The organism is Mesorhizobium sp. WSM4906 (assembly GCF_029674625.1).
Classification (GTDB): domain Bacteria; phylum Pseudomonadota; class Alphaproteobacteria; order Rhizobiales; family Rhizobiaceae; genus Mesorhizobium.
Map to the genome: position 1 here is coordinate 5,401,030 of NZ_CP121355.1, position 18,804 is coordinate 5,419,833.

Below are 18,804 nucleotides of genomic sequence, written 5' to 3' on the forward strand. Positions count from 1 at the left end.
ATCGAAACGCGTGGTCTCAAGAGGCATCGTTCTATCTCCTCGAACTTTAGCCTACACCTAAAGCTCGATCTGATGGACCCTCGGCTCACTCGCCGCAGGCGGCATTTTCCCCTCCATGATCGCCGCAATGTCGCGGCGCAGGAAATCGAGCGGGCCGATCACCGGTAGCGCCGGCGGCGCGAAGCGGGCATTGTCGCTGGCCGATTTCAGCACGCGACGGTCCTGATGCAGCGCGATGGTGAAGAGCGGCTTGAAGGCGAGCGCCTTCAGCTCGCCGAGCAGACCCTGGCGCCGGCCGATCAGCCAGCCGACGCCCTCGACGGTACGCTCATCGGCCTGACGCAGATGGAAAGTGGTTGCGAGCACCAGCCCGTTCCCGCCCCAATATTCGAGCTCGGCGATGCCGGGATGGCGGAAGCGGCCGACGGTTTTCACCCGCTCGCCTTCCAGCAGCCGGCTGATCAACCCTTGCTGGCGATCCTCGCCGGTGTAGGTCGCCTCCACCCAGCCCTCGCCGCCGGTCACCTCGACCCCCACCAGATGGCGCTTCGAGGTCAGGCCGCGCAGCAGGCCCTTATGGGTGAAGTGGGTGTGGGTGGCATCGAGGATGTTCTCGGCGACATCGATGACGGTCGACTGCGTCGATGAGCGCACTCGCCGCACGATGATGTCCTTGCCCTGCATGCAGTGGAGGTAGGGTTCGCCTTGCGGAGTGCCGGACGAGACGAAGACGACGCCGTCGCGCTCCATCGCGGCGTAGCGGCGGACCCGATAGTGCGGCATGGCGCCGACATGGCCGGGAATGGCCTTGCAGCGGCCTTCGCCGTCATAGCGCCAGCCGTGGTAGGGGCATTCGATCTCGCCGCCGACCACCTTGCCGGTCGAGAGCTCGACCAGCCGATGCGGGCAGCGGTCGAACAGGGCGGCAATGCCCCGCGCCGAGCGGAATAGCACCACAGGCCGGCCATCGAGCAGGATGCGCTTCGGCCGCCTGCCGATGTCGGCCGAGAGCGCCACCGCCTGCCAGAAATCCTTGCTGTGATCACGGCGCTCGCTCACAGTTCGAACCTCCTCAGCAGGGGAATGCCAATTCCCGCCAGCACCGTTTCCATGATGCGGATCGCGACACGCTTGCGAAGCGGAAGGTGCGCGGCGTAGACCGCGTTGTACTCGATCGCGGCAATGGCGCCGCGCAGGCGTTTGAAGCTTGCGGCGCCGGCGCTCATGTTGAAGAACAGGCCGCGCGCGCTGGCATGGTCCTGCCCCATCGCCATCACCATGCGATAAAGCCCCTCGCCGAGCGGCAGGCCGGTGTCGTAGCCGACGATGGGCTGGGTGAGCGTGCCGCCATTTTCGAACAGCCCGGTGACCGCGACCAGCTCGCCGCCCGGCCGGCGCAGGCCGGCAAGGCTGATGATGCCGCGCCGATGCATCTCGGCGATGTAGCGGGCCGTGTAGTGCGGATTGAGCGGCGTGTATTTCTCCAGATAGAGCATGTTGTAGAGCTGCTCGGCGCGCGCATAGTCGGCCTCGGTGAAATCGGCATCGCCGATCCGCTCGAAGGGCGTGGTGCCGAGCTGCTTGCGGTCGCGTTTCAGGTTCTTCGTCATGGCGGGCGCGGCGCCGCGGTCGGCGAAGATATAGATCTGCCGCGCCGCCAGCATGCGAAAGCCCTCTGCCTTCAGCGCTGCGATGCTCGCCGGATCGGCGATCTCGTTCAGCGAGCGGATGACGATGGCGCGATCGGGAAAGCGCGCGACCAGCGCCGATCTGAGTGCGGCAACAGTTTGCCGGTCGAGCAGCGGCACCGGATTGGTCGAATAGAGCCAGTTGTTGGCCTGCACCTGATAGTCGAGGCCGCTTGCCCTGACCAGTGGCGCGCAGGCGCCGATCAGGGCCTTGAGCGCGCGGCGCAGCAGCGGGTGGGTGGCGAAGTTGCGTGTCTCGTCTATCGCGTAGTCGATATAGGCGCTGGACGGACAGCAGATATAGCAGTTCGGCGCTTCACTGGCATCGTTGAGCGTCAGCGGGAACGTCCGGCCCGCGACCTCGAAGGTCTCGACCCTGGTCGTCAGGTTGGCGACGAGGTCGCTGACCGGTATCTCGTTGAACAGGTGCACGAAAGCTTCGACCTTGGCCGGATCGTTTTCGACCCGGTCAGCCTGCTGGATCAGCCTTTCCGCGACGGCCGTCCGGCTCATGACGCGCGCTCCAGGCGGCATTCGACGCGACGCAGCTTTCGGCTTGTTTCCAGCGACAACGAAGTGCGGACGAGATCGACCGTCGCATCGGCCTTTCGCGCTTCCAGCAGCACGCGCACCGCCTGATGAGCGGCGGCTGCCGCCTCGTCGGCGAGTGCCGGCGGAAGCCTGAGCTCGATCCAGTCCGGCGCAATCTGGACGAGCCGAAAATCGTCGATGCGGCGATCGGCTTTGAGCACGGCGTTGCGCAGCACGTCCGGTGTGATCAGGATCGGACCGCCTTTCGAGGACAGGCGGAAGACATCGTCCATGCGGCCGACGATCTCGTCCACGCAACGCAGCGGCGAGCCGCAGCGGCAAGGCTGACCGGAAAGCCGCAGCAGGTCGTTCATGCGGTAGCGCGCCATGATTTGGGTCCGGCGGCGGAAAGCCGTGACCAGCGGCGTCACCAGCCCCTCGCCTGCCGGCTCGAATTCGAAGAAGACGGAGTCCTCGGCAAGATGCAGGCCGCCCTGCCGGCAGGTCACGGCGAACAGACCTTCGGTCGCCATGTAGATCTGGTCGAGCGGCAACCGGAAGAAAGCTTCTATGACAGGACGGTCGACCGGATCGAGCGTCTCGGCGGCGGAGAAGATACGCTTCGGCTGGAGCCGGAAGCCTTCGATCGCGAGGTGCCGCAAGATCTTCGGCGGCGCGATGATCACGGTCGGATCGAAGGTTTCCAGCGCCGCACGCCAGTGCTCCGGCCCGAGCGTCAAGTCGAAGAAGGCGAGCTTGATCAGCCGCGACTTGCGGGCGCTGTCATAGAGCCCGGTGTTCTGCGGCAGGATGACGGCGACGCGCATGCCGCGCCAGATAAGATCGGGGGCCGCCTTGGCGAGGATCGTGCCCAGCCAGCGGTATTTTTCCGCCTCGGAGATCACGAACAGGCCGCGATTGCCAGACGTGCCTGTGCTGGCGCCGACCGTAAGCGAACCGGCGCGGCCGTCGCGCGCCAGCGCCGCCCAGGCCTCGGCGGCGGCAAGGCGATGGATATTGAAATCCTCGAACCGCGCCATCAGCAGCGCCTTGTCGGTGACCGGCAGATCGACGAGACGGGCCGGCGCCTTGCCGTAAAACGGCGCGCGCGGCAGGTCGCGATCGAGGAAGCGGCGCAAGGCGGCCGCCTGCCAGCGTTCGAAGTCGGCGCGGCTCTTGCGCGAGACCCGGCGCGTCAGGGCAAAGGAGCCAACCGCTTCCGCGAGAGCGTTCATGCCGCCTCCGGATCGCTCGATGAGAGATCGTAGGATGTCGGCGCGGGGTCATGGCAGAGCATCACCTCGCCGCCAGCGGCGAGGAAGCGGCGGAGAACGGCGCTGGTCGGCTCTATCGCCGCGGCATCCTCGGCGATCAGCGTGGCCGGGAAGCCTGGTGTGCGGTTTTCGGTCAAGGCGGCGAGCAGCCACTGCACGTCGACGGCATAGAGCAGCGGCCGATCGGGGCTGGCGAACAGCAGGCCGAACTGGCCGTCGGCATGTCCAGGAAGATCGACCGCGATCACGCTGCCGTCGCCGAAAAGGTCCGTGCCGCCGGGAATGCCGTCGCGCGCGTCGACGCCCGGCTTGGAGGACAGGCCGTCCAATCGCGCTTCGAAATCCGCCGGAAAGAGCTCGGTGAAGACGCCGTGGCGCAAGTTCTGTCGCGGCGAGCGCGCCTTGATCCGCGCCCAGGCCGCGTCGCTGGCGATGAAGCGCGCCTTGGGAAACTGCGACAGGCCGGAAATGTGGTCGGCATGGAAATGGGTGACGATGACGGTGCGGATGTCATCGGGCGACAGGCCGAAGCGCTGCAGCACCGGCAAGACCTGTTCGGTGGCGTTGAGCTGAGGTTTCAACAGCGCGCCGTAGAGACGCAGCATCCGGCCGCGCCGCTCGCCGGTGAGCGCCTCCGGCGTGTAGCCCGTATCGACCAGCACCGGCCCTGCAGCGGGATGAAAGATCAGCCCGTAGCGGACGCGCAGCCGCGCGCTCCGCCACGACCCACCGCGCAGGATCAGCCGCTCGGAGGCGCTGACCCAGGCGCTGTTGGCAAAGACGATCTTCATAGCGTGGCACTGCCGGCGAAGGTGCGATCGAGCCCTTGCTCGAAGGAAACCTTTGGCGCCCAGCCAAGCAGGCGTCTGGCCTTGGAAAGGTCGAGGCTCTGGGCATAGGCGAAGAGGCAGAGCCCGTAGCAGGTGACCGGCGGTTCGGGCCGGCCGGGCAGCCTGAGCGCCACCGCCTCCATCAAGCCGGCCGCCAGCATGGCAGGCATGAGCGGCATCGGCCGCCAGCGCGCCCCGATCCCGGCGCGGACGCAAGCCTCGTCGGCGATGCGGCGCACCGGCAGCACCTCGCCGCCGGAGATGTTGAAAATCCGGCCTTCGGCTTGCTTGGGTGCCGCGAGCGCCGCCATGACCGCATCGACGACATCGTCGACATGGGTGAGGTCGATCGCGGCCCGGCCGCCGCGAAACAGCGGCAGCGGCCGGCTCTTCGCCGCCTTGATCAGGCGCGGCAGCAGCGCGCGGTCGCCGGCGCCATAGATGCCGCGCGGCCGCAGCACCAGAGGATGGACGGCTGGCGCGGCGAGCACGATCCGCTCCGCCTCGCGCTTGGTGCGTGCATAGTGGTTGACGGGCTCCGGCAAAGCCGCGTCCTCAGCAAGATCGAGCTGGTCGCGAAAGGCAAAGCAGACGGACGGGCTGGAGATGTGGACGAAGCGGCTGACGCCTTGGCGCGTCGCGAAGTCGAGCAGGCTTCGCGTCGCCGTGACGTTCGCCGCCGCGAAATCCTGCAACCGGCCGAAAGGCGCCGAGAGCGCGGCGCAATGGATGATCCGTTCGACCTTGCCAAGCCGGGGGTCCAGTGCGCGATCGAGCGGCTGCGCAAGATCATGACGGATGATGCGATGGCCGGCGGCCTCGAGCGCGGCGCAGCGTGCCGCATCGCGGCCGAGCCCGAGCGCCAGCGTGCCGGATGCAGCCAGCCGCCGGAGCACGTGAGAGCCCAAGAAACCGCTGGCGCCGGTGACGAGCACGACCATGGTCAGGCTTCCAGCGCCATGCCGCCGAACGACACGCCGGCCGACGTGCCGAGGAAGAGCAGCTTCGTGCCCGGCGTCACGCGCCCGTCGCGGCGAGCGACATCGAGCGCGAAGGGGATGGAGGCGGCGATCTGGTTGCCGAAGCTGGCGGCAATATCGACCAATCTTTCCGGCGCGAAGCCCGTCTGGCGCGCCATATGCGCGAGCGCGAACGGGCTCGCCTGATGCGGCACGACGAGATCGACGTCGTCATGCCGCCAACCGGCACGCTCCAGCAGCGCCGAGACGAAGCCGTTGAAATGGCGGGACGTCAGGCGGAACAGCTCCTTGCCATCCATATGGAACAGGCTGTGGCGGGCGAACTCCTCCGGCTGCTTGTGGAAATCGAAGCGCGTGCCGCCGGAACCGATGCCGCAGGCCTCCCAGGCGGACGGATAGGTGCGCATCAGGCTGGCCGCCAGCCTGCCCTCGCCGGGCTCGGCCCTGCGCAGCACGGCTGCCGCCGCGCCGTCGCCGAAGAGTGCTGCAACCTCCGGCGCGTCCCGCCAAGGCAAAGCACGCGAGGCGACCTCCGACGAGAACACCAGCGCCGTCTCGCATTGCCCGGCCTCGATCATGCGGCCGGCCGTCTCGAAAGCGGTGAGGAAGCCAAGGCAGGTGCTGTTGACATCGAAGGCGGCGGCCGTGCCGTCGGCAAGGCCGAGGCGCTGCATGACCAGAGGCGCCGTCGCCGGCAGCGGCTGGTAGGGCACGCCGCTGCCGCCAATGATCAGAGCGACATCGCTTGGACCGAGCCCGGCGTCGTCGAGCGCAAGACGCGCGGCGACGCAGGCGAGATCGATCTGCGATTCGGCCGCGCAGACATAGCGCTGGACGACACCGGTGGCGCTTTCGAGCGCGCCCCGGCCGAGGCCCAGCCTCTCCTCCAGCGTACGAGTAGTGACGCACTCTGCCGGCACCGCCCTGCCGGTTCCGACGACCCTGATCCGCATCCTCCCCCCATGCGCGCACTCGCGTTTATCTAAACCAAAATGCGGTCGATAGCGATGTTCATGAGGCTCGGCTGATCACTTCAAGCAACACGAAACTTGAGGCTTTGTTGCCAATTGCCGATGTGGGCGGTCCAAGCTACGGGTCAACCTTGTCCAAGAAACCGCCTCACCGCTCCCATGAATTCCGCCGGGCGCTCGACATTGAGCAGATGAACGCCCGGGAGCAGCACGAGCTCGGCGCCGGGGATCGCCGCCGCGATCGCCTCGCTGTGGCTGGCGAGCGTCACCTTGTCGTCAACACCGCCGATCACCAGCGTGGGCGCGGTTATCAGTGAAATCGGGCGGCGCAGATCGGCGTCGCGCACGGCGGCGAAGCATCCGGCAAGTCCTTGCGGCGACATTGCCAGGATCGCGGCGTGGAATTCCTCAACGGTGTCGTTCTCGCCGGCAAGCATCGAGGCAGGGAACCAGTTGCGCATGAACATGTCCGCCGTGGCCGACAGGTCGCTTGCCGCAAGCACGTTGCGGATCTGCTCGTCGAAATAGGACGCGGGTCCCAGATGCGGCGAGGTGTTGGAGAGAATCAAGCGCTCGATGCGTTCCGGCGCATGGATGCCCAGCCACTGGCCGACGAAGCCGCCGAGCGACAGGCCGAGGAAATGCACGCGGGCAAGCCCGAGGAAATCGAGCAGTTCGAGCACGTCGCGACCCAGCCGGTCGAGCGAATAGGCGCCGGCCGGCGCGTCGGAACCGCCATGGCCGCGAAAATCGTAGCGCAGCACCCGGAAGGATTTGGCGAGCTCTGCAACCTGGCCATCCCACATGTGGAAGGTCGTGGCGATGGAATTCGACAGCACAAGCACCGGCCGGTCTTCCGGGCCGTCGAACCTGTAGGCGATGCGCGCGCCGTCGCCCGCCGTGAAATGAAGCGTTTCGGTCATTTTGGATCCTCATCTTGATCAGGCGGGAGATCGTCCCGCGTCGTTTCGATGAGGACGTTAGGTCTGGTTACTATCGAAGAAAATTACTATGATTCGACAGTCTCTGTAGGATGTTACGACAATGCACGATTTGAAGCTGCACGATCTGAGGTGCTTCGACGCCGTGGCGAGCGAGGGCAGTTTTCAGGCCGCCGCGCTTGTCCTGAGCCGGACGCATCCTTCCGTCTTCGCCGCGGTCGCACGACTGGAAGAGCAGCTCGGCCTCACCCTGCTCGACCGCAGCGGCTATCGGGTGAGCCTGACGGATGAAGGCTGGCAGTTCCAAGCGCGCGCCCGGCTGGCGCTACGCGAGCTCGAACATCTCCAGAGCTATGCGAGGCAGCTGGCGAGCGGCGAGGAAACCGTCCTGCGTGTGGTGATGGGCGACGTCTGCCCGAGGCCTAGAATACTCGGCCTGCTCAGCCGCTTCTTCGCCGAACGGACCCGCACGCGCCTGCATCTGGAATATGAGGCGATCAGCGGGCCGATCGAACGGCTGATGGACGCCGAGGCCGATCTCGTCTTCCATCGCGCCAACCCATCCGATCCGCAGCTCGAGCGGATCGATCTTTGCCAGGTGAACTTCGTGCCGGTGGTGGCACCGGGCTTTCTGCCCTTCGACAAAGAACATGACATCACCCCGGAAGCGATGCGGCCCTTCACCCAATGCGTGATACGCGATACCGCGCGGCGCCCCTCGCCAGAGAATTTCTTCGTCATCGACGGCGCGCATTCCTGCTCGGTGCCGGACCACATGATGAAGAAGGAACTGATCCTCCACGGCCTTGCCTGGGGCCATCTGCCGGAATGGCTGATCGAGGACGAACTTCGCGACGGACGGCTGATCTCCATCGCCGGCAGGCATATCCCCGGCCGCACCGAAACCGTTGCGGCAGTGCGGCGGCGCGACCGGCCGCACGGGCCGGTGGCCGAGGCGCTTTGGCTTTATCTGCAGGAGCAGGGACGCGACCAAACCCCAGAGGGTCGGGGCAGCGTTCCTTAAGCCTTGCGCTCCCAGCGCCGGTCAGGCGTCTGCTGCCAATAGGTGACGGCGTGGCCGGCTTCCTTCATCGTCTTCCAGTGGCCGCGCGCGCCTTCGAGCTGTGCCGCGTCGTGGCCGTCGAACAGGAAGACCGCCCGCTCGTAGCCGGAGAGGTCGGGCGGGGTCGCGCCATCGACGAGGAAACGGATCTGCGCGGCGTTCGGATTGTCCTTCCCCGTTGTCAGCAGGATCGGGTGCTCGGCCGGGTATGCCTCGCGGTCGGTGGCATGCGCCAGGAAGGAATCGTCGCGAAAAGTCCACAGATGCTGGTCGAGCGCGTCGCGCCGCTCCTCGGTTCCGGTCTGCACGACGGCGCGCCAGCCGCGCTCGACGCTGCGCTCGAGCAGGCCAGGCAGCGCCTCCTCGAGCGTCGATTCCGTCAGATGATAGAAGAGGATGTCGGCCACCTCGAAAGCCTATCCTTCATAGTGGTCGCGCACCAGCCTGTCGAGCAGCCGCACACCGAAGCCCGAGCCCCAGGACTGGTTGATCTCGTTCGCCGGTGCGCCCATCGCCGTGCCGGCGATGTCGAGATGGGCCCAGGGCGTGTCCTTGACGAAACGCTGCAGGAACTGCGCGGCGATGATGGCGCCGCCGTAGCGGCCGCCGATGTTCTTCATGTCGGCGTTCTTGGAATCGATCAGCTTGTCGTATTCGGCGCCGAGCGGCATGCGCCACAGCCGCTCCTGCGTCGCCTGGCCAGCGTCGGTCAGGCGGCCCGCCAGTTCATCATTGTTGGAGAACAGGCCGGCATAGTGCTGGCCGAGCGCGACCATGATGGCGCCGGTCAGCGTCGCCAAATTGACCATGAATTTCGGCTTGAAGCGGTCGTTGGCGTACCAGAGCGCATCGGCGAGCACCAGACGGCCTTCGGCGTCGGTGTTGAGCACCTCGATCGTCTGGCCCGACATCGAGGTGACGATGTCGCCCGGACGCTGGGCGTGGCCGTCGACCGCGTTCTCGACAAGGCCGATGACGCCGACGACATTGGCCTTGGCCTTGCGCGCGGCCAGCGCATGGATCAGGCCGGTGACGGCGGCGGCTCCGCCCATGTCGCCCTTCATGTCTTCCATGCCGGAGGCCGGTTTCATCGAATTGCCGCCGGTGTCGAAGGTGACGCCCTTGCCTATGAAGGCGACCGGCGCGTCCTTGGCCTTGCCGCCCTTCCATTGCATGATGGCCATGCGGGCGCCGCGCGGCGAGCCTTGCGCGACGCCAAGCAGCGAGCCCATGCCGAGCTTCTTCATTTCCTTCTCGGTCAGGATGTCGACCTCGACGCCGAGGGCTTCCAGTTGCTTTGCGCGCGCTGCGAACTCGACCGGCCCCAGCGCATTGGCCGGCTCGTTGACGAGGTCGCGGGCCAAAAGCACACCGCCGATCACCGCTTCCTCCTCGGCGAAGGCTTTTTTCGCGGCGGACGGGTCGGCGCAGTGGATGGTTATCTTGGCGGGCTTCGCCGCCTCGGCCTTTTTGGCTTCAGGCTGGCCGTTTTCCCTTTCTTTCCTGGTCTTGTATTTGTCGAATCCGTAGCTGCGCAGGAGGATGCCGGCGGCGAGGTTCGCCGCCTGCCGGCCCTCCGGCTCTAGCTCCGGCAGGTCGAGGATCACGGCAACTTCCGCAGCCTTGCGCAGCGCGGCGGCAACGGCGCCGCCGAGCTTCAGCCAGGCATAGTCATCGAGGTTCGCAACCTTGCCGGCGCCGATCGCCACCAGCCGGTCGACCGACGCCCCTTCCGGCGCCAGCACCTCGGCCGAGCTCGCGAACTTGCCGGAGAAATCGGCGACCGGAAACGCGCGCGCCAATGCGCCGGCCGGGTCGCAGGCCTTCGCGGCATCGCCAAGGCCGCCGCCGTCGGCCGCGAGCACGAAGACGCTGCCTTTTTTGGGCGCGGCGAATTTGGCGAAGGCAATCGAAGGTCTCGAAGTCATCAGATCCTGCTTTCGGGGTGAGGCGCCGCGAACCGGCTTTCAAGCGTGCGCGACATTTGGTCGTTTTCGGGCATTTGGCAAGACTTTGGCCGAAATCGCTGTCTATATCGGCGCCGAAATCAACGAAGGATTCGTCGCGGCACGACCTAAGCTTCCTGCCGCAACCTATTGTTAACCATCAATGTTTTGCATTTCTTATCGATTGACGCGGAGACTCCGCCGCGCCGGGGCGCGTGGCATGGGGGCGACGAACCAGATGAGCCGCTTGTGGACCCGGTTGTACAGGCGCCGGCGGATGACTACCTTGTCGGCGGGCATGATGCCGTTCGGCACAATCGAGAAAAGCCTTCATGAAGGTCGTTGAACGCTACATCATGCGTCGCACCGCCGCGATGTTCCTGGCGGCGCTGGTCTGGACGCTGGCGATCGTGTGGACGACGCAGGTGCTCGCCAAGATCGACCTCGTCACCGACAGCGGCCAGTCGGCGCTGACCTTCTTCGAAGTCGCGGCCCTGATCATCCCCTCGATCGTCCCGATCGTGGTGCCGTTCGCGCTGGTGGTCGCGGTGGCACAGACGCTGAGCGCCATGAACACGGATTCGGAACTGGCGGTGATCAACGCCGCGGGCGCCTCGCGCTGGACGATCGCGCGACCGATCCTTTTGCTCGCGCTGGCGGCCAGCGTCTTTTCCTTCGCCGTCGACAATGGCGTCGATCCCTATGCCAGGCAGAAGAACCGGCAGCTGGTGGCGGCCTCGCGCGCCGACCTTCTGTCGCTGATCATCCAGGAAGGCACGTTCCGCAAGATCGACGAAGGCCTGTTCCTGCAGATCGGCGAACGGCTGCCCGACAACAAGCTCGGCGGCATCTTCGTCGCCGACTCGCGCGAGGAAGGCGCCAACCTCACCTATTACGCCAAGACCGGCAGCATCGTCGAAAAGGGCGACGAGAAGGTGCTGATGATGAATGACGGCGTCATCAACCGCAAATCGGTGACCGGCGACCTCTCCGTCATCCGCTTCACCTCCTACGCCTTCGACCTGTCGGCCTTCATGTCGGCCGCGAACGAGATCACGCTGCTGCCCAAGGACCGGACGACGCCATACCTGCTCAACCCGGATCCCAACGACAGGATGTATCAGCGCCAGCCCGGCAGCTACACGGCCGAGGTCAACCAGCGTTTCTCCGAATGGTCCTATTCGCTGGTGTTCGCGCTGATCGCGCTGGCCGTCGCGGGCGACGCGCGCTCGCATCGCGAGGCGCGCATCCATCCGCTGATCACGGCGATCGCCATCGCCCTTTTCGTGCGCTGGCTCGGTTTCTTCGCCGCGGGCAAGGCCGACAAGGTCTGGTACTACGCCTATCTGGTCTATGGCGTGCCGATCGCGGCGTCGGCGATCTCCGTCTGGTTCATCGTCTCCTCGCGCAGCATGGAACTGCCCACCGCCTGGGCCGACTGGATGACAAATCTCGCCGGACGGGTCAGCGAGGGCTGGACCGCGCTCAAGCTGTGGCTCGCCCGCCGCGGCACCTCCGGCCAGGGGGCCTGACGATGGGCTGGACACTGGGCCGCTATTTCTTCTTTCGCTATGTGACGATCACCATCTGGTTCTTTCTCGGCCTGCTGGCGCTGGTGTTCCTGATCGACTTCACCGAGCTCTCGGGCCGCACGACCGGGCTGCCGGGCTTCACCTACGGCACCGCCTTCGCCATTTCGGCGCTGAGGATGCCGATGATCATGCTGCAGACGGTGCCGTTCGTCGGGTTGTTCTCGGCGATGGCGACGCTGGTGTCGCTCAACCGCCGCTACGAGCTGGTCATCGCACGCTCGGCCGGCGTTTCGGCTTGGCAGTTCCTGTTCCCGTGCTGCGTCGGCGCGCTGATGTTCGGCGTGATTTCCGTCGGCGTGCTCAATCCGATCGCCGCGCATGGGTTCTCCTGGTCCGAGCAGATGGAAAACCAGCTCAGGGCCGGCAAGTCGAACGCCGTCCCGGAGGATACGACGCCGTGGCTGAGGCAAAAGACCAGCTCCGGCGACACCATCATCGGCGCCCGCGCCATCCTCAACCAGGGGCTGGAGATGGCTGACGCGGTGTTCTTCATCCTCGACCAGACGGGCAACATCGTCGAGCGCAAGGATGCCGCGCACGCCTTCCTGCGCGACGGCTATTGGGAACTGCAGGACGTCAAGGTGTTCAAGGACGGCAACATCCGTCCCGAGGCTTCCGACCGCGTGCCCACCAACCTCAAGCCGGAATTCGTGCAGGAGCGCCTGGCGCGCCCGGAAACCATCCCGTTCTACGAGCTGCCGGCCAAGATCGAGGTTGCCCGCTCCTTCGGCCTCAAGGCAAATGCCTTCGCCATGCAGTTTGATTCGCTGGTGGCGCTGCCGTTCCTCCTCGTCGCCATGACGCTGATTGCGGCAACAGTTTCAATGCGATTTGCGCGAATGGGGCAGTCGGCGACGATGATTCTGGGTGGCGTCCTGGCCGGCTTTCTGCTTTATGTCGTTTCGGTACTGGTCAAGGCATTCGGGGTCGCCGGATTCGTGCCTACAATGGTGGCTGCATGGGTTCCGGTTGTCGTGGCTATGTTCTTCGGGGTGACTTTTCTGCTATACAAGGAAGACGGCTAGTGAGGGAGGCTGGTTTGCGCAGCCATAGTAGGCAGGCCGGTTTGGCACGCCTTTATGGGGCGACAGTCTTGGCATGTCTGTTCGCTTGCGTGGTACCGTCGGTACCGGCGCTGGCGCAGACCATCACGGCAAAGCCTGTTCCCTCCGGCACGCAGATGCTGCTGGCCGCCGATACGCTCGTCTATGACAACGACAAGCACACGGTGACCGCCGTCGGCGGCGTGCAGATCGACTATGGCGGCAACAAGCTCGTCGCCCAGCGCGTGGTGTACAACCGCGATACCAAGCGCCTCGTCGCCAGCGGCGCCGTCGAGCTGATCAACAGCGACGGCACCAAGATCAATTCCGACCATATCGACATCACCGACGATTTCGCCGACGGCTTCGTCAACGCGCTGCGCGTCGAGACGGTCGAGAAGGCTTATTTCGCCGCCGAGAGCGGCGAGCGCATGGGCGGCGTGCTGACGACGTTCCACAACGGCATCTACACCGCCTGCGAACCCTGCGAGGACAGGCCCGATTCGGCGCCGACATGGCGCGTCAAGGCGAGAAAGATCATCTGGAACGGCGAGAAGAAGACGGTTCGCTTCGAGAACGCGAATTTCGAGTTCTTCGGCTATCCGCTCGCCTATCTGCCGGCCTTCGAGATCGCCGACCCGACGGTCAAGCGCAAGAGCGGCTTCCTGATCCCGGGCATCGTCTACAACAACCATCTCGGCGTCGGCGTCAAAGTCCCCTATTATTTCGCGCTCTCGCCGACCTACGACCTGACCACCACCGGGACCGGCTACACCAAGCAGGGCTTCCTCGGCGAGGCCGAATGGCGCCAGCGCTTCAACGATGGCCAATACAGCCTGAAGATCGCCGGCATCCAGCAGCAGGATCCCGACGCGTTCATCGCCACGGGCAATCGTCATACCGTCGATTCGGGAGATCTCAACGATCCCAACAAGTTCCGCGGCATGATGGGCACCAAGGGCCAGTTCGCCATCAACGAGCGCTGGAACTTCGGCTGGGACGTGCTCCTCCAGACCGACAAGAATTTTTCACGCACTTACAACATCGACGGCTACAACGATCTCGTCCACCAGTCGTCGATCTATCTGACGGGCCTGAGCGACCGCAATTATTTCGACGTCAGGGCCATGCGCTTCGAGGTGCAGGAAGACACGCTGTCCAGCGATCCGACGGCGCGCGCGGCCAAGCAGCCCTGGGTGCTGCCGTCGTTCGACTACGCCTATATCCCCGACATGGCGGTGGCCGGCGGCCAGTTGTCGGTCAACGTCAATGCGCGGGTCATCAGCCGCGACCGGCTGGATGCGGTGCTAGCCGATAACGCCGTTCCGACCTCCATCAACAACGTGCGCGGCCTCGAGGGCCAGTCCAGCCGGCTGACGGCGGAAGCCGAATGGAAGCGCACCTTCACCACCGATGGCGGCCTGCAGTTGACGCCGCTGCTCGCGCTGCGCGGCGACACCGGCTATGTGTCGGCCACGTCCGCGTCGCTGGCCGCGGTCAACCAGATGGCAGCGAATCTCGGCGAGGACGTCGACATGCGCTCCTCGCTCGCACGTTACATGGCTACGCTCGGCCTGGAGATGCGTTGGCCGTTGCTGTTCTCGATGCCGAACTCCAGCCACATACTGGAGCCGACGGCGCAGGTCTTCGTGCGCCCGAACGAGCAATATGTCGGTGGCCTCGCCGTTCCAAACGAGGACGCGCAGAGCTTCGTCTTCGACGCCACGACGCTGTTTGAGCGCGACAAGTTCTCAGGTTACGACCGCATTGAGGGCGGCACGCGCGCCAATGTCGGCTTCCGCTATTCGGGCGCCTATGAAAATGGCTGGGGCACCAACGCCATCTTTGGCCAGTCCTACCAATTGGGCGGCGAGAACTCCTTCGACGCGCCGGACCTCGTCAATGCCGGCGCTTACTCGGGACTGCAGACCGCGAAATCCGACTATGTAGGCCTCATCGGCTTCAACAGCCCGAGCGGCTTCTCCGGCTCGCTCAGCGGCCGTTTCGACGAGCAGACCTTCGAGGTCAGGCGCGCGGAGATCAAGGCCGCCTATTCGGGCCTGCCGGTTTCGCTCAGCGCCAAATATGCCTTCATCCAGGCGCAGCCGCTCTACGGCTTCACCACGGACCGGCACGAGGTCACGCTCGGCGCCTCGACTCACCTTGCCGAGAACTGGCGCGTCTTCGGGACTGGCACTTACGATCTAGAGACAAGCGTCCTGGTCAAGGACGGCGTCGGCTTCGCTTACAATGATTCCTGCTTCACCTATGTGATGACGTTCTCTGAGAGCCGCGATACGGTCACCAAGGAAGTGTCGCAGAATATCGGCTTCAACCTGTCGTTCCGCACGCTCGGCGATTTCGGCACGTCGACCAGCGCCGTCGACACGATCCAGTAAGCGAAGGCAGGCGAGCATCGCGGCAGAGCGTCGATTTGGCGCGCGTAACGGCTGCAGAGCTTGATTTGGAGCGCATAGCTTCGAAAATGGGACCGATTCTCGGGGACATGCGCCGGCGACATCGTTTCGCCGCATAGGACGGGCAAGGGGTCGACCACGTAGCGCATGCGTTCGGAGGACGTGCGGCGCCATCGTGGCGGGCAAGAATTGGGAAGGTGAGATGAGGAAATACCTGTTTTCGGCAGGATTCGCGCTGCTGGTTGCGGCGACCTCGGTTTCGATCACGGCGATGACGCCGCCGGCGTTCGCCAGCCAGATCAAATACATCGTCAACAACATACCGATCACCACCGGCGACATCGCGCACCGCGCCGCATTCTTCAAACTGCAACGCAAGAAAGGCGATGCGGCGAAGGAAATGATCGACCAGACGCTGCGCCTTGCCGAGGCCAAGCGGCTCGGCATCCGCATAACCGACCAGCAGGTCGATGCCGCCTATGAGCGCTTTGCCTCCAACAACAAGATGCCGCTGGCGAAGCTCGACGCGATCATGTCGCAATCGGGCGTCACCAAGGAGCATTTCAAGGAATTCATCCGTGCGCAGATGGCCTGGAACCAGGCGCTCGGCGCGCGCTACCGTTCCGGCGAGGGCGGCTCGGTGACCGAGCAGGACGCGGTCCGCCGCATGCTCGACAAGGGCGGCTCCAAGCCGACCGCCATGGAATACATGCTGCAGCAGGTGATCTTCGTGGTGCCGGCGTCCGAGCGCTCGGCCACGCTCGCCAAGCGCAAACGCGAGGCCGATGCCATGCGCGCCCGCTTCAACGGCTGCAACACCACGCGCGAATTCGCCAAGGGGCTGATCGACGTCACGGTGCGCGATCTCGGCCGCGTGCTGGCGCCGCAATTGCCGTCCGACTGGGCCGACCAGATCAAGGCGACCAAGGTTGGCGGCGCGACCCCGACGCGCGAGACCGAGCGTGGCGTCGAATTCATCGGCATCTGCTCTTCGCGCGAGGTTTCCGACGACAAGGCGGCGCAGATGGTGTTCCAGGCCGAAGGCAGCAACGACAAGGACGCCGACGAGCTCAGCAAGAAATATGTCGACGAACTGCGCAAGAAGGCCACCATCGTCGAGCGCTAGGCCGTTTCGGCGCATGACAAAACAAGGCTCGATCCGCCTGCTCTGCCGCGAGGCAGGCACGGCGCCCCGCAGGACACCATGAGCATGCGCAGAACCGATGCGCCGTTGGCGCTCAGCGTCGGCGATCCCTCCGGTGTCGGACCCGAGATCGCCATCGCCGCCTGGCAGGCGGGCGACAGCGCCGGCGTGCCGCCCTTCTACCTGCTCGCCGATCCGGCCCTGATCGAGGCCCGCGCGCGCGAAGTCGGCGCAACGATAGCGATCATGGAAACCTCGCCTGGGCAAGCGGCGCATCATTTTCCGCGCGCGCTGCCCGTCGTTCCGCTCTACGCCCGCCATCTGGACAGTCCTGGAAAGCCGAATCCGGCCAATGCCGCGGGCACCATCGAAGCGATCGACCGCGCCGTCGCCGACTGCCTCGCCGGCCACGCTGCCGCGGTGGTCACTTGCCCCATCGCCAAGAAGCCGCTCTACGACGCCGGCTTCCGCTTTCCCGGCCACACCGAGTACCTGGCGCATCTGGCCTCGCGCCACACCGGCGCCGAGGTGACGCCGGTGATGCTGCTTGCCGGACCCGAACTGCGCACCGTCCCGGTCACCATCCACATCGCGCTTGCCGAGGTGCCGAAAGTCCTGACGACGGAACTGATCGTGGCCACGGGCCGCATCACCGCCGCCGATCTCAAAAGCCGCTTCGGCATCGCGCGGCCGCGGCTCGCCGTCGCGGGGCTCAATCCGCATGCCGGCGAAGGCGGTGCGATGGGCTCGGAGGACCTTTCCATCGTGCTGCCGGCCGTCGAGGCCTTTCAAGCCGAAGGCATCGATGCCGTCGGACCGCTGCCGGCCGACACCATGTTCCACCCGCGGGCGCGCGCCAGCTATGACGCGGCGCTTTGCATGTATCACGACCAGGCGCTGATCCCGGCCAAGGCGCTGGCCTTCGACGAGGCCGTCAACGTCACGCTCGGCCTGCCCTTCATCCGCACCTCGCCTGACCACGGCACGGCATTCGACATCGCCGGCAAGGGCATTGCGCGCGCCGACAGCCTGATTGCCGCGCTGAGGCTCGCGCGCCGGCTTGCCGACAGCGGCCGGCACGCCGCGGCCGCATGAGGCTCGGGTTGAGCGGGGGGCGCACGACCATCGACGGATTGCCGCCGCTGCGCGAGGTGATCGAGCGCCATGGCCTGCAGGCGAAGAAGTCGCTCGGGCAGAACTTCCTGCTCGACCTCAATTTGACCAGCAAGATCGCGCGCGCGGCCGGCGAGCTTGGCGAAGCGACGGTGATCGAGGTCGGCCCCGGCCCCGGCGGACTGACCCGGGCGCTGCTTTTCAACGGCGCCAAACGCGTGATCGCCATCGAGCGCGACGAGCGCTGCCTGGAGGCGCTTGAGGAAGTGTCCAGCCATTATCCCGGCCGGCTCGAAGTCATTCCCGGCGATGCGCTGAAGACCGATTTCGCTGCCCTGGCCGGCAAGGCAAACGGTAGCCCGGTGAAGATCGCCGCCAACCTGCCCTACAATATCGGCACAGAACTGCTGATCCGCTGGCTGACGACGGCCGAATGGCCGCCCTTCTATCAATCGATGACGCTGATGTTCCAGCGCGAGGTGGCCGAGCGCATCACCGCCGGTCCGGGCAGCGACGCCTATGGCCGGCTCGGCGTGCTGGCCGGCTGGCGCACCGAGGCAAAAATCGCCTTCGACGTGCCGCCGCAGGCTTTCACCCCGCCGCCCAAAGTCACTTCCTCGGTGGTGCATCTGGTGCCGCGCGCATCTCCCCTGCCCGCCGACGGCAAGAGGCTGGGCCGCGTCACCGAAGCCGCCTTCGGCCAGCGCCGCAAGATGCTGCGGCAAAGCGTGAAGAGCCTGGGCGGCGAAGCGCTGCTCGCCCGCGCCGGCATCGACCCGACGCGCCGCGCCGAGACGCTCAGCGTGGAAGAGTTCGTGAGGCTGACGAACGCCCTATAGGCAGTCGACGCGTCGGCTGGAATCCCGGTACCATTGCCATAGATAGGCAGGCGAGCAGCCCGGAGTGCAAAATGCCTGCCTATGTCATTTCCGATGTCACAATCCGCGACGCGGAGGCATTCGAATCCTATCGAACCCGCGCTGCGGCCTCCATCGCAGAGCACGGCGGACGCTATCTCGTACGCGGTGGCCAAGTGGAAACGCTGGAGGGCAACTGGAAGCCCGGGCCGCTGATCGTCGTCGAATTCCCCGATATCGAAACCGCACGGCGCTGGTATCGCTCTGCCGAATACGCAGCGGCACTTGAGGTTCGCGACGCTGCCCTCAGCAGGAACCTCATTCTGGTCGAGGGGATTGGCTCGTGACGCACCCACGATTGCCCGGAAATCATCGGGCATGATAATGTGATCGCATGAAAAAGAACCCTGTCCG

The 18,804-nt window shown here is 65.6% G+C and carries 17 protein-coding genes; 8 read left to right on the forward strand and 9 right to left on the reverse strand.

Features of this window, described 5'->3' with window-relative positions; translation table 11 throughout:
* Positions 1–57 precede the first annotated feature (57 nt).
* From QAZ22_RS26250 to QAZ22_RS26280, 7 genes are all read right to left on the reverse strand, one after another.
* Entirely contained in the window at positions 58–1,059 is a 1,002-nt protein-coding gene (locus QAZ22_RS26250; protein ID WP_278203616.1) for a Rieske 2Fe-2S domain-containing protein, read from the reverse strand.
* Positions 1,056–2,201 (reverse strand): GNAT family N-acetyltransferase, encoded by a 1,146-nt coding sequence (locus tag QAZ22_RS26255; protein ID WP_278203617.1) that lies wholly within the window; start codon positions 2,199–2,201, stop codon positions 1,056–1,058. Before QAZ22_RS26255 ends, QAZ22_RS26250 begins: the two co-directional genes overlap by 4 nt.
* Positions 2,198–3,454 (reverse strand): F390 synthetase-related protein, encoded by a 1,257-nt coding sequence (locus tag QAZ22_RS26260; RefSeq protein ID WP_278203619.1) that lies wholly within the window; start codon positions 3,452–3,454, stop codon positions 2,198–2,200. Before QAZ22_RS26260 ends, QAZ22_RS26255 begins: the two co-directional genes overlap by 4 nt.
* The gene (locus QAZ22_RS26265) at positions 3,451–4,284 is read right to left on the reverse strand and encodes an MBL fold metallo-hydrolase (RefSeq protein ID WP_278203620.1); all 834 of its coding nucleotides are present in this window, start codon (positions 4,282–4,284) and stop codon (positions 3,451–3,453) included. The genes QAZ22_RS26260 and QAZ22_RS26265 overlap by 4 nt, the downstream gene beginning before the upstream one ends.
* Positions 4,281–5,264: an NAD-dependent epimerase/dehydratase family protein gene (locus QAZ22_RS26270; RefSeq protein ID WP_278203622.1), complete on the reverse strand. Its 984-nt coding sequence runs from the start codon at positions 5,262–5,264 to the stop codon at positions 4,281–4,283. The genes QAZ22_RS26265 and QAZ22_RS26270 overlap by 4 nt, the downstream gene beginning before the upstream one ends.
* A gap of 2 nt (positions 5,265–5,266) precedes the next feature.
* Entirely contained in the window at positions 5,267–6,256 is a 990-nt protein-coding gene (locus QAZ22_RS26275; RefSeq protein WP_278203623.1) for a 3-oxoacyl-[acyl-carrier-protein] synthase III C-terminal domain-containing protein, read from the reverse strand.
* 143 nt (positions 6,257–6,399) lie between these two features.
* On the reverse strand, positions 6,400–7,197 hold the full coding sequence (locus tag QAZ22_RS26280; RefSeq protein ID WP_278203624.1) for an alpha/beta fold hydrolase: 798 nt from the start codon (positions 7,195–7,197) through the stop codon (positions 6,400–6,402).
* Positions 7,198–7,318: 121 nt separating this feature from the next.
* Here QAZ22_RS26280 and QAZ22_RS26285 point away from each other — a divergent pair, with 121 nt between their 5' ends.
* On the forward strand, positions 7,319–8,239 hold the full coding sequence (locus QAZ22_RS26285; protein WP_278203625.1) for a LysR family transcriptional regulator: 921 nt from the start codon (positions 7,319–7,321) through the stop codon (positions 8,237–8,239).
* Here QAZ22_RS26285 and QAZ22_RS26290 read toward each other — a convergent pair.
* Entirely contained in the window at positions 8,236–8,685 is a 450-nt protein-coding gene (locus tag QAZ22_RS26290) for a DNA polymerase III subunit chi (protein WP_278203626.1), read from the reverse strand. The two genes, QAZ22_RS26285 and QAZ22_RS26290, sit on opposite strands and share 4 nt — an antisense overlap.
* Before the next feature lie 9 nt (positions 8,686–8,694).
* Entirely contained in the window at positions 8,695–10,206 is a 1,512-nt protein-coding gene (locus QAZ22_RS26295) for a leucyl aminopeptidase (RefSeq protein ID WP_278203627.1), read from the reverse strand.
* A 350-nt stretch (positions 10,207–10,556) separates the two neighbouring features.
* On the opposite strand from QAZ22_RS26295, the gene lptF reads away from it, so the two are divergent.
* From lptF to QAZ22_RS26330, 7 genes are all read left to right on the forward strand, one after another.
* Complete coding sequence (lptF, locus tag QAZ22_RS26300; RefSeq protein WP_278203628.1) at positions 10,557–11,756, forward strand: LPS export ABC transporter permease LptF; 1,200 nt, start codon at positions 10,557–10,559, stop codon at positions 11,754–11,756.
* A gap of 2 nt (positions 11,757–11,758) precedes the next feature.
* Positions 11,759–12,841: an LPS export ABC transporter permease LptG gene (gene lptG / locus QAZ22_RS26305; RefSeq protein ID WP_278203629.1), complete on the forward strand. Its 1,083-nt coding sequence runs from the start codon at positions 11,759–11,761 to the stop codon at positions 12,839–12,841.
* Positions 12,841–15,258 carry an LPS-assembly protein LptD gene (locus QAZ22_RS26310; RefSeq protein ID WP_278203630.1) on the forward strand — a complete coding sequence of 806 codons (2,418 nt, stop codon included), beginning with the start codon at positions 12,841–12,843 and terminating at the stop codon, positions 15,256–15,258. The genes lptG and QAZ22_RS26310 overlap by 1 nt, the downstream gene beginning before the upstream one ends.
* Before the next feature lie 220 nt (positions 15,259–15,478).
* Entirely contained in the window at positions 15,479–16,402 is a 924-nt protein-coding gene (locus QAZ22_RS26315; RefSeq protein ID WP_278203631.1) for a peptidylprolyl isomerase, read from the forward strand.
* Positions 16,403–16,486: 84 nt separating this feature from the next.
* Positions 16,487–17,515, forward strand: a complete 1,029-nt coding sequence (gene pdxA / locus QAZ22_RS26320) for a 4-hydroxythreonine-4-phosphate dehydrogenase PdxA (protein ID WP_278207946.1) — start codon at positions 16,487–16,489, stop codon at positions 17,513–17,515.
* A gap of 8 nt (positions 17,516–17,523) precedes the next feature.
* Complete coding sequence (rsmA, locus tag QAZ22_RS26325) at positions 17,524–18,372, forward strand: 16S rRNA (adenine(1518)-N(6)/adenine(1519)-N(6))-dimethyltransferase RsmA (protein ID WP_278203632.1); 849 nt, start codon at positions 17,524–17,526, stop codon at positions 18,370–18,372.
* Between the two features lie 71 nt (positions 18,373–18,443).
* Complete coding sequence (locus QAZ22_RS26330; RefSeq protein ID WP_278203634.1) at positions 18,444–18,737, forward strand: DUF1330 domain-containing protein; 294 nt, start codon at positions 18,444–18,446, stop codon at positions 18,735–18,737.
* Positions 18,738–18,804 lie beyond the last annotated feature (67 nt).

Excerpts from the sequence above, each read along its gene's own strand:
- QAZ22_RS26255 (WP_278203617.1), bottom strand. The coding sequence starts at position 2,201 with ATGAGCCGGACGGCCGTCGCGGAAAGGCTGATCCAGCAGGCTGACCGG.
- QAZ22_RS26260 (WP_278203619.1), bottom strand. The coding sequence starts at position 3,454 with ATGAACGCTCTCGCGGAAGCGGTTGGCTCCTTTGCCCTGACGCGCCGG.
- QAZ22_RS26265 (WP_278203620.1), bottom strand. The coding sequence starts at position 4,284 with ATGAAGATCGTCTTTGCCAACAGCGCCTGGGTCAGCGCCTCCGAGCGG.
- QAZ22_RS26270 (WP_278203622.1), bottom strand. The coding sequence starts at position 5,264 with ATGGTCGTGCTCGTCACCGGCGCCAGCGGTTTCTTGGGCTCTCACGTG.
- QAZ22_RS26275 (WP_278203623.1), bottom strand. The coding sequence starts at position 6,256 with ATGCGGATCAGGGTCGTCGGAACCGGCAGGGCGGTGCCGGCAGAGTGC.
- QAZ22_RS26280 (WP_278203624.1), bottom strand. The coding sequence starts at position 7,197 with ATGACCGAAACGCTTCATTTCACGGCGGGCGACGGCGCGCGCATCGCC.
- QAZ22_RS26285 (WP_278203625.1), top strand. The coding sequence starts at position 7,319 with ATGCACGATTTGAAGCTGCACGATCTGAGGTGCTTCGACGCCGTGGCG.
- QAZ22_RS26295 (WP_278203627.1), bottom strand. The coding sequence starts at position 10,206 with ATGACTTCGAGACCTTCGATTGCCTTCGCCAAATTCGCCGCGCCCAAA.
- lptF (WP_278203628.1), top strand. The coding sequence starts at position 10,557 with ATGAAGGTCGTTGAACGCTACATCATGCGTCGCACCGCCGCGATGTTC.
- lptG (WP_278203629.1), top strand. The coding sequence starts at position 11,759 with ATGGGCTGGACACTGGGCCGCTATTTCTTCTTTCGCTATGTGACGATC.
- QAZ22_RS26315 (WP_278203631.1), top strand. The coding sequence starts at position 15,479 with ATGAGGAAATACCTGTTTTCGGCAGGATTCGCGCTGCTGGTTGCGGCG.
- pdxA (WP_278207946.1), top strand. The coding sequence starts at position 16,487 with ATGCGCAGAACCGATGCGCCGTTGGCGCTCAGCGTCGGCGATCCCTCC.
- QAZ22_RS26330 (WP_278203634.1), top strand. The coding sequence starts at position 18,444 with ATGCCTGCCTATGTCATTTCCGATGTCACAATCCGCGACGCGGAGGCA.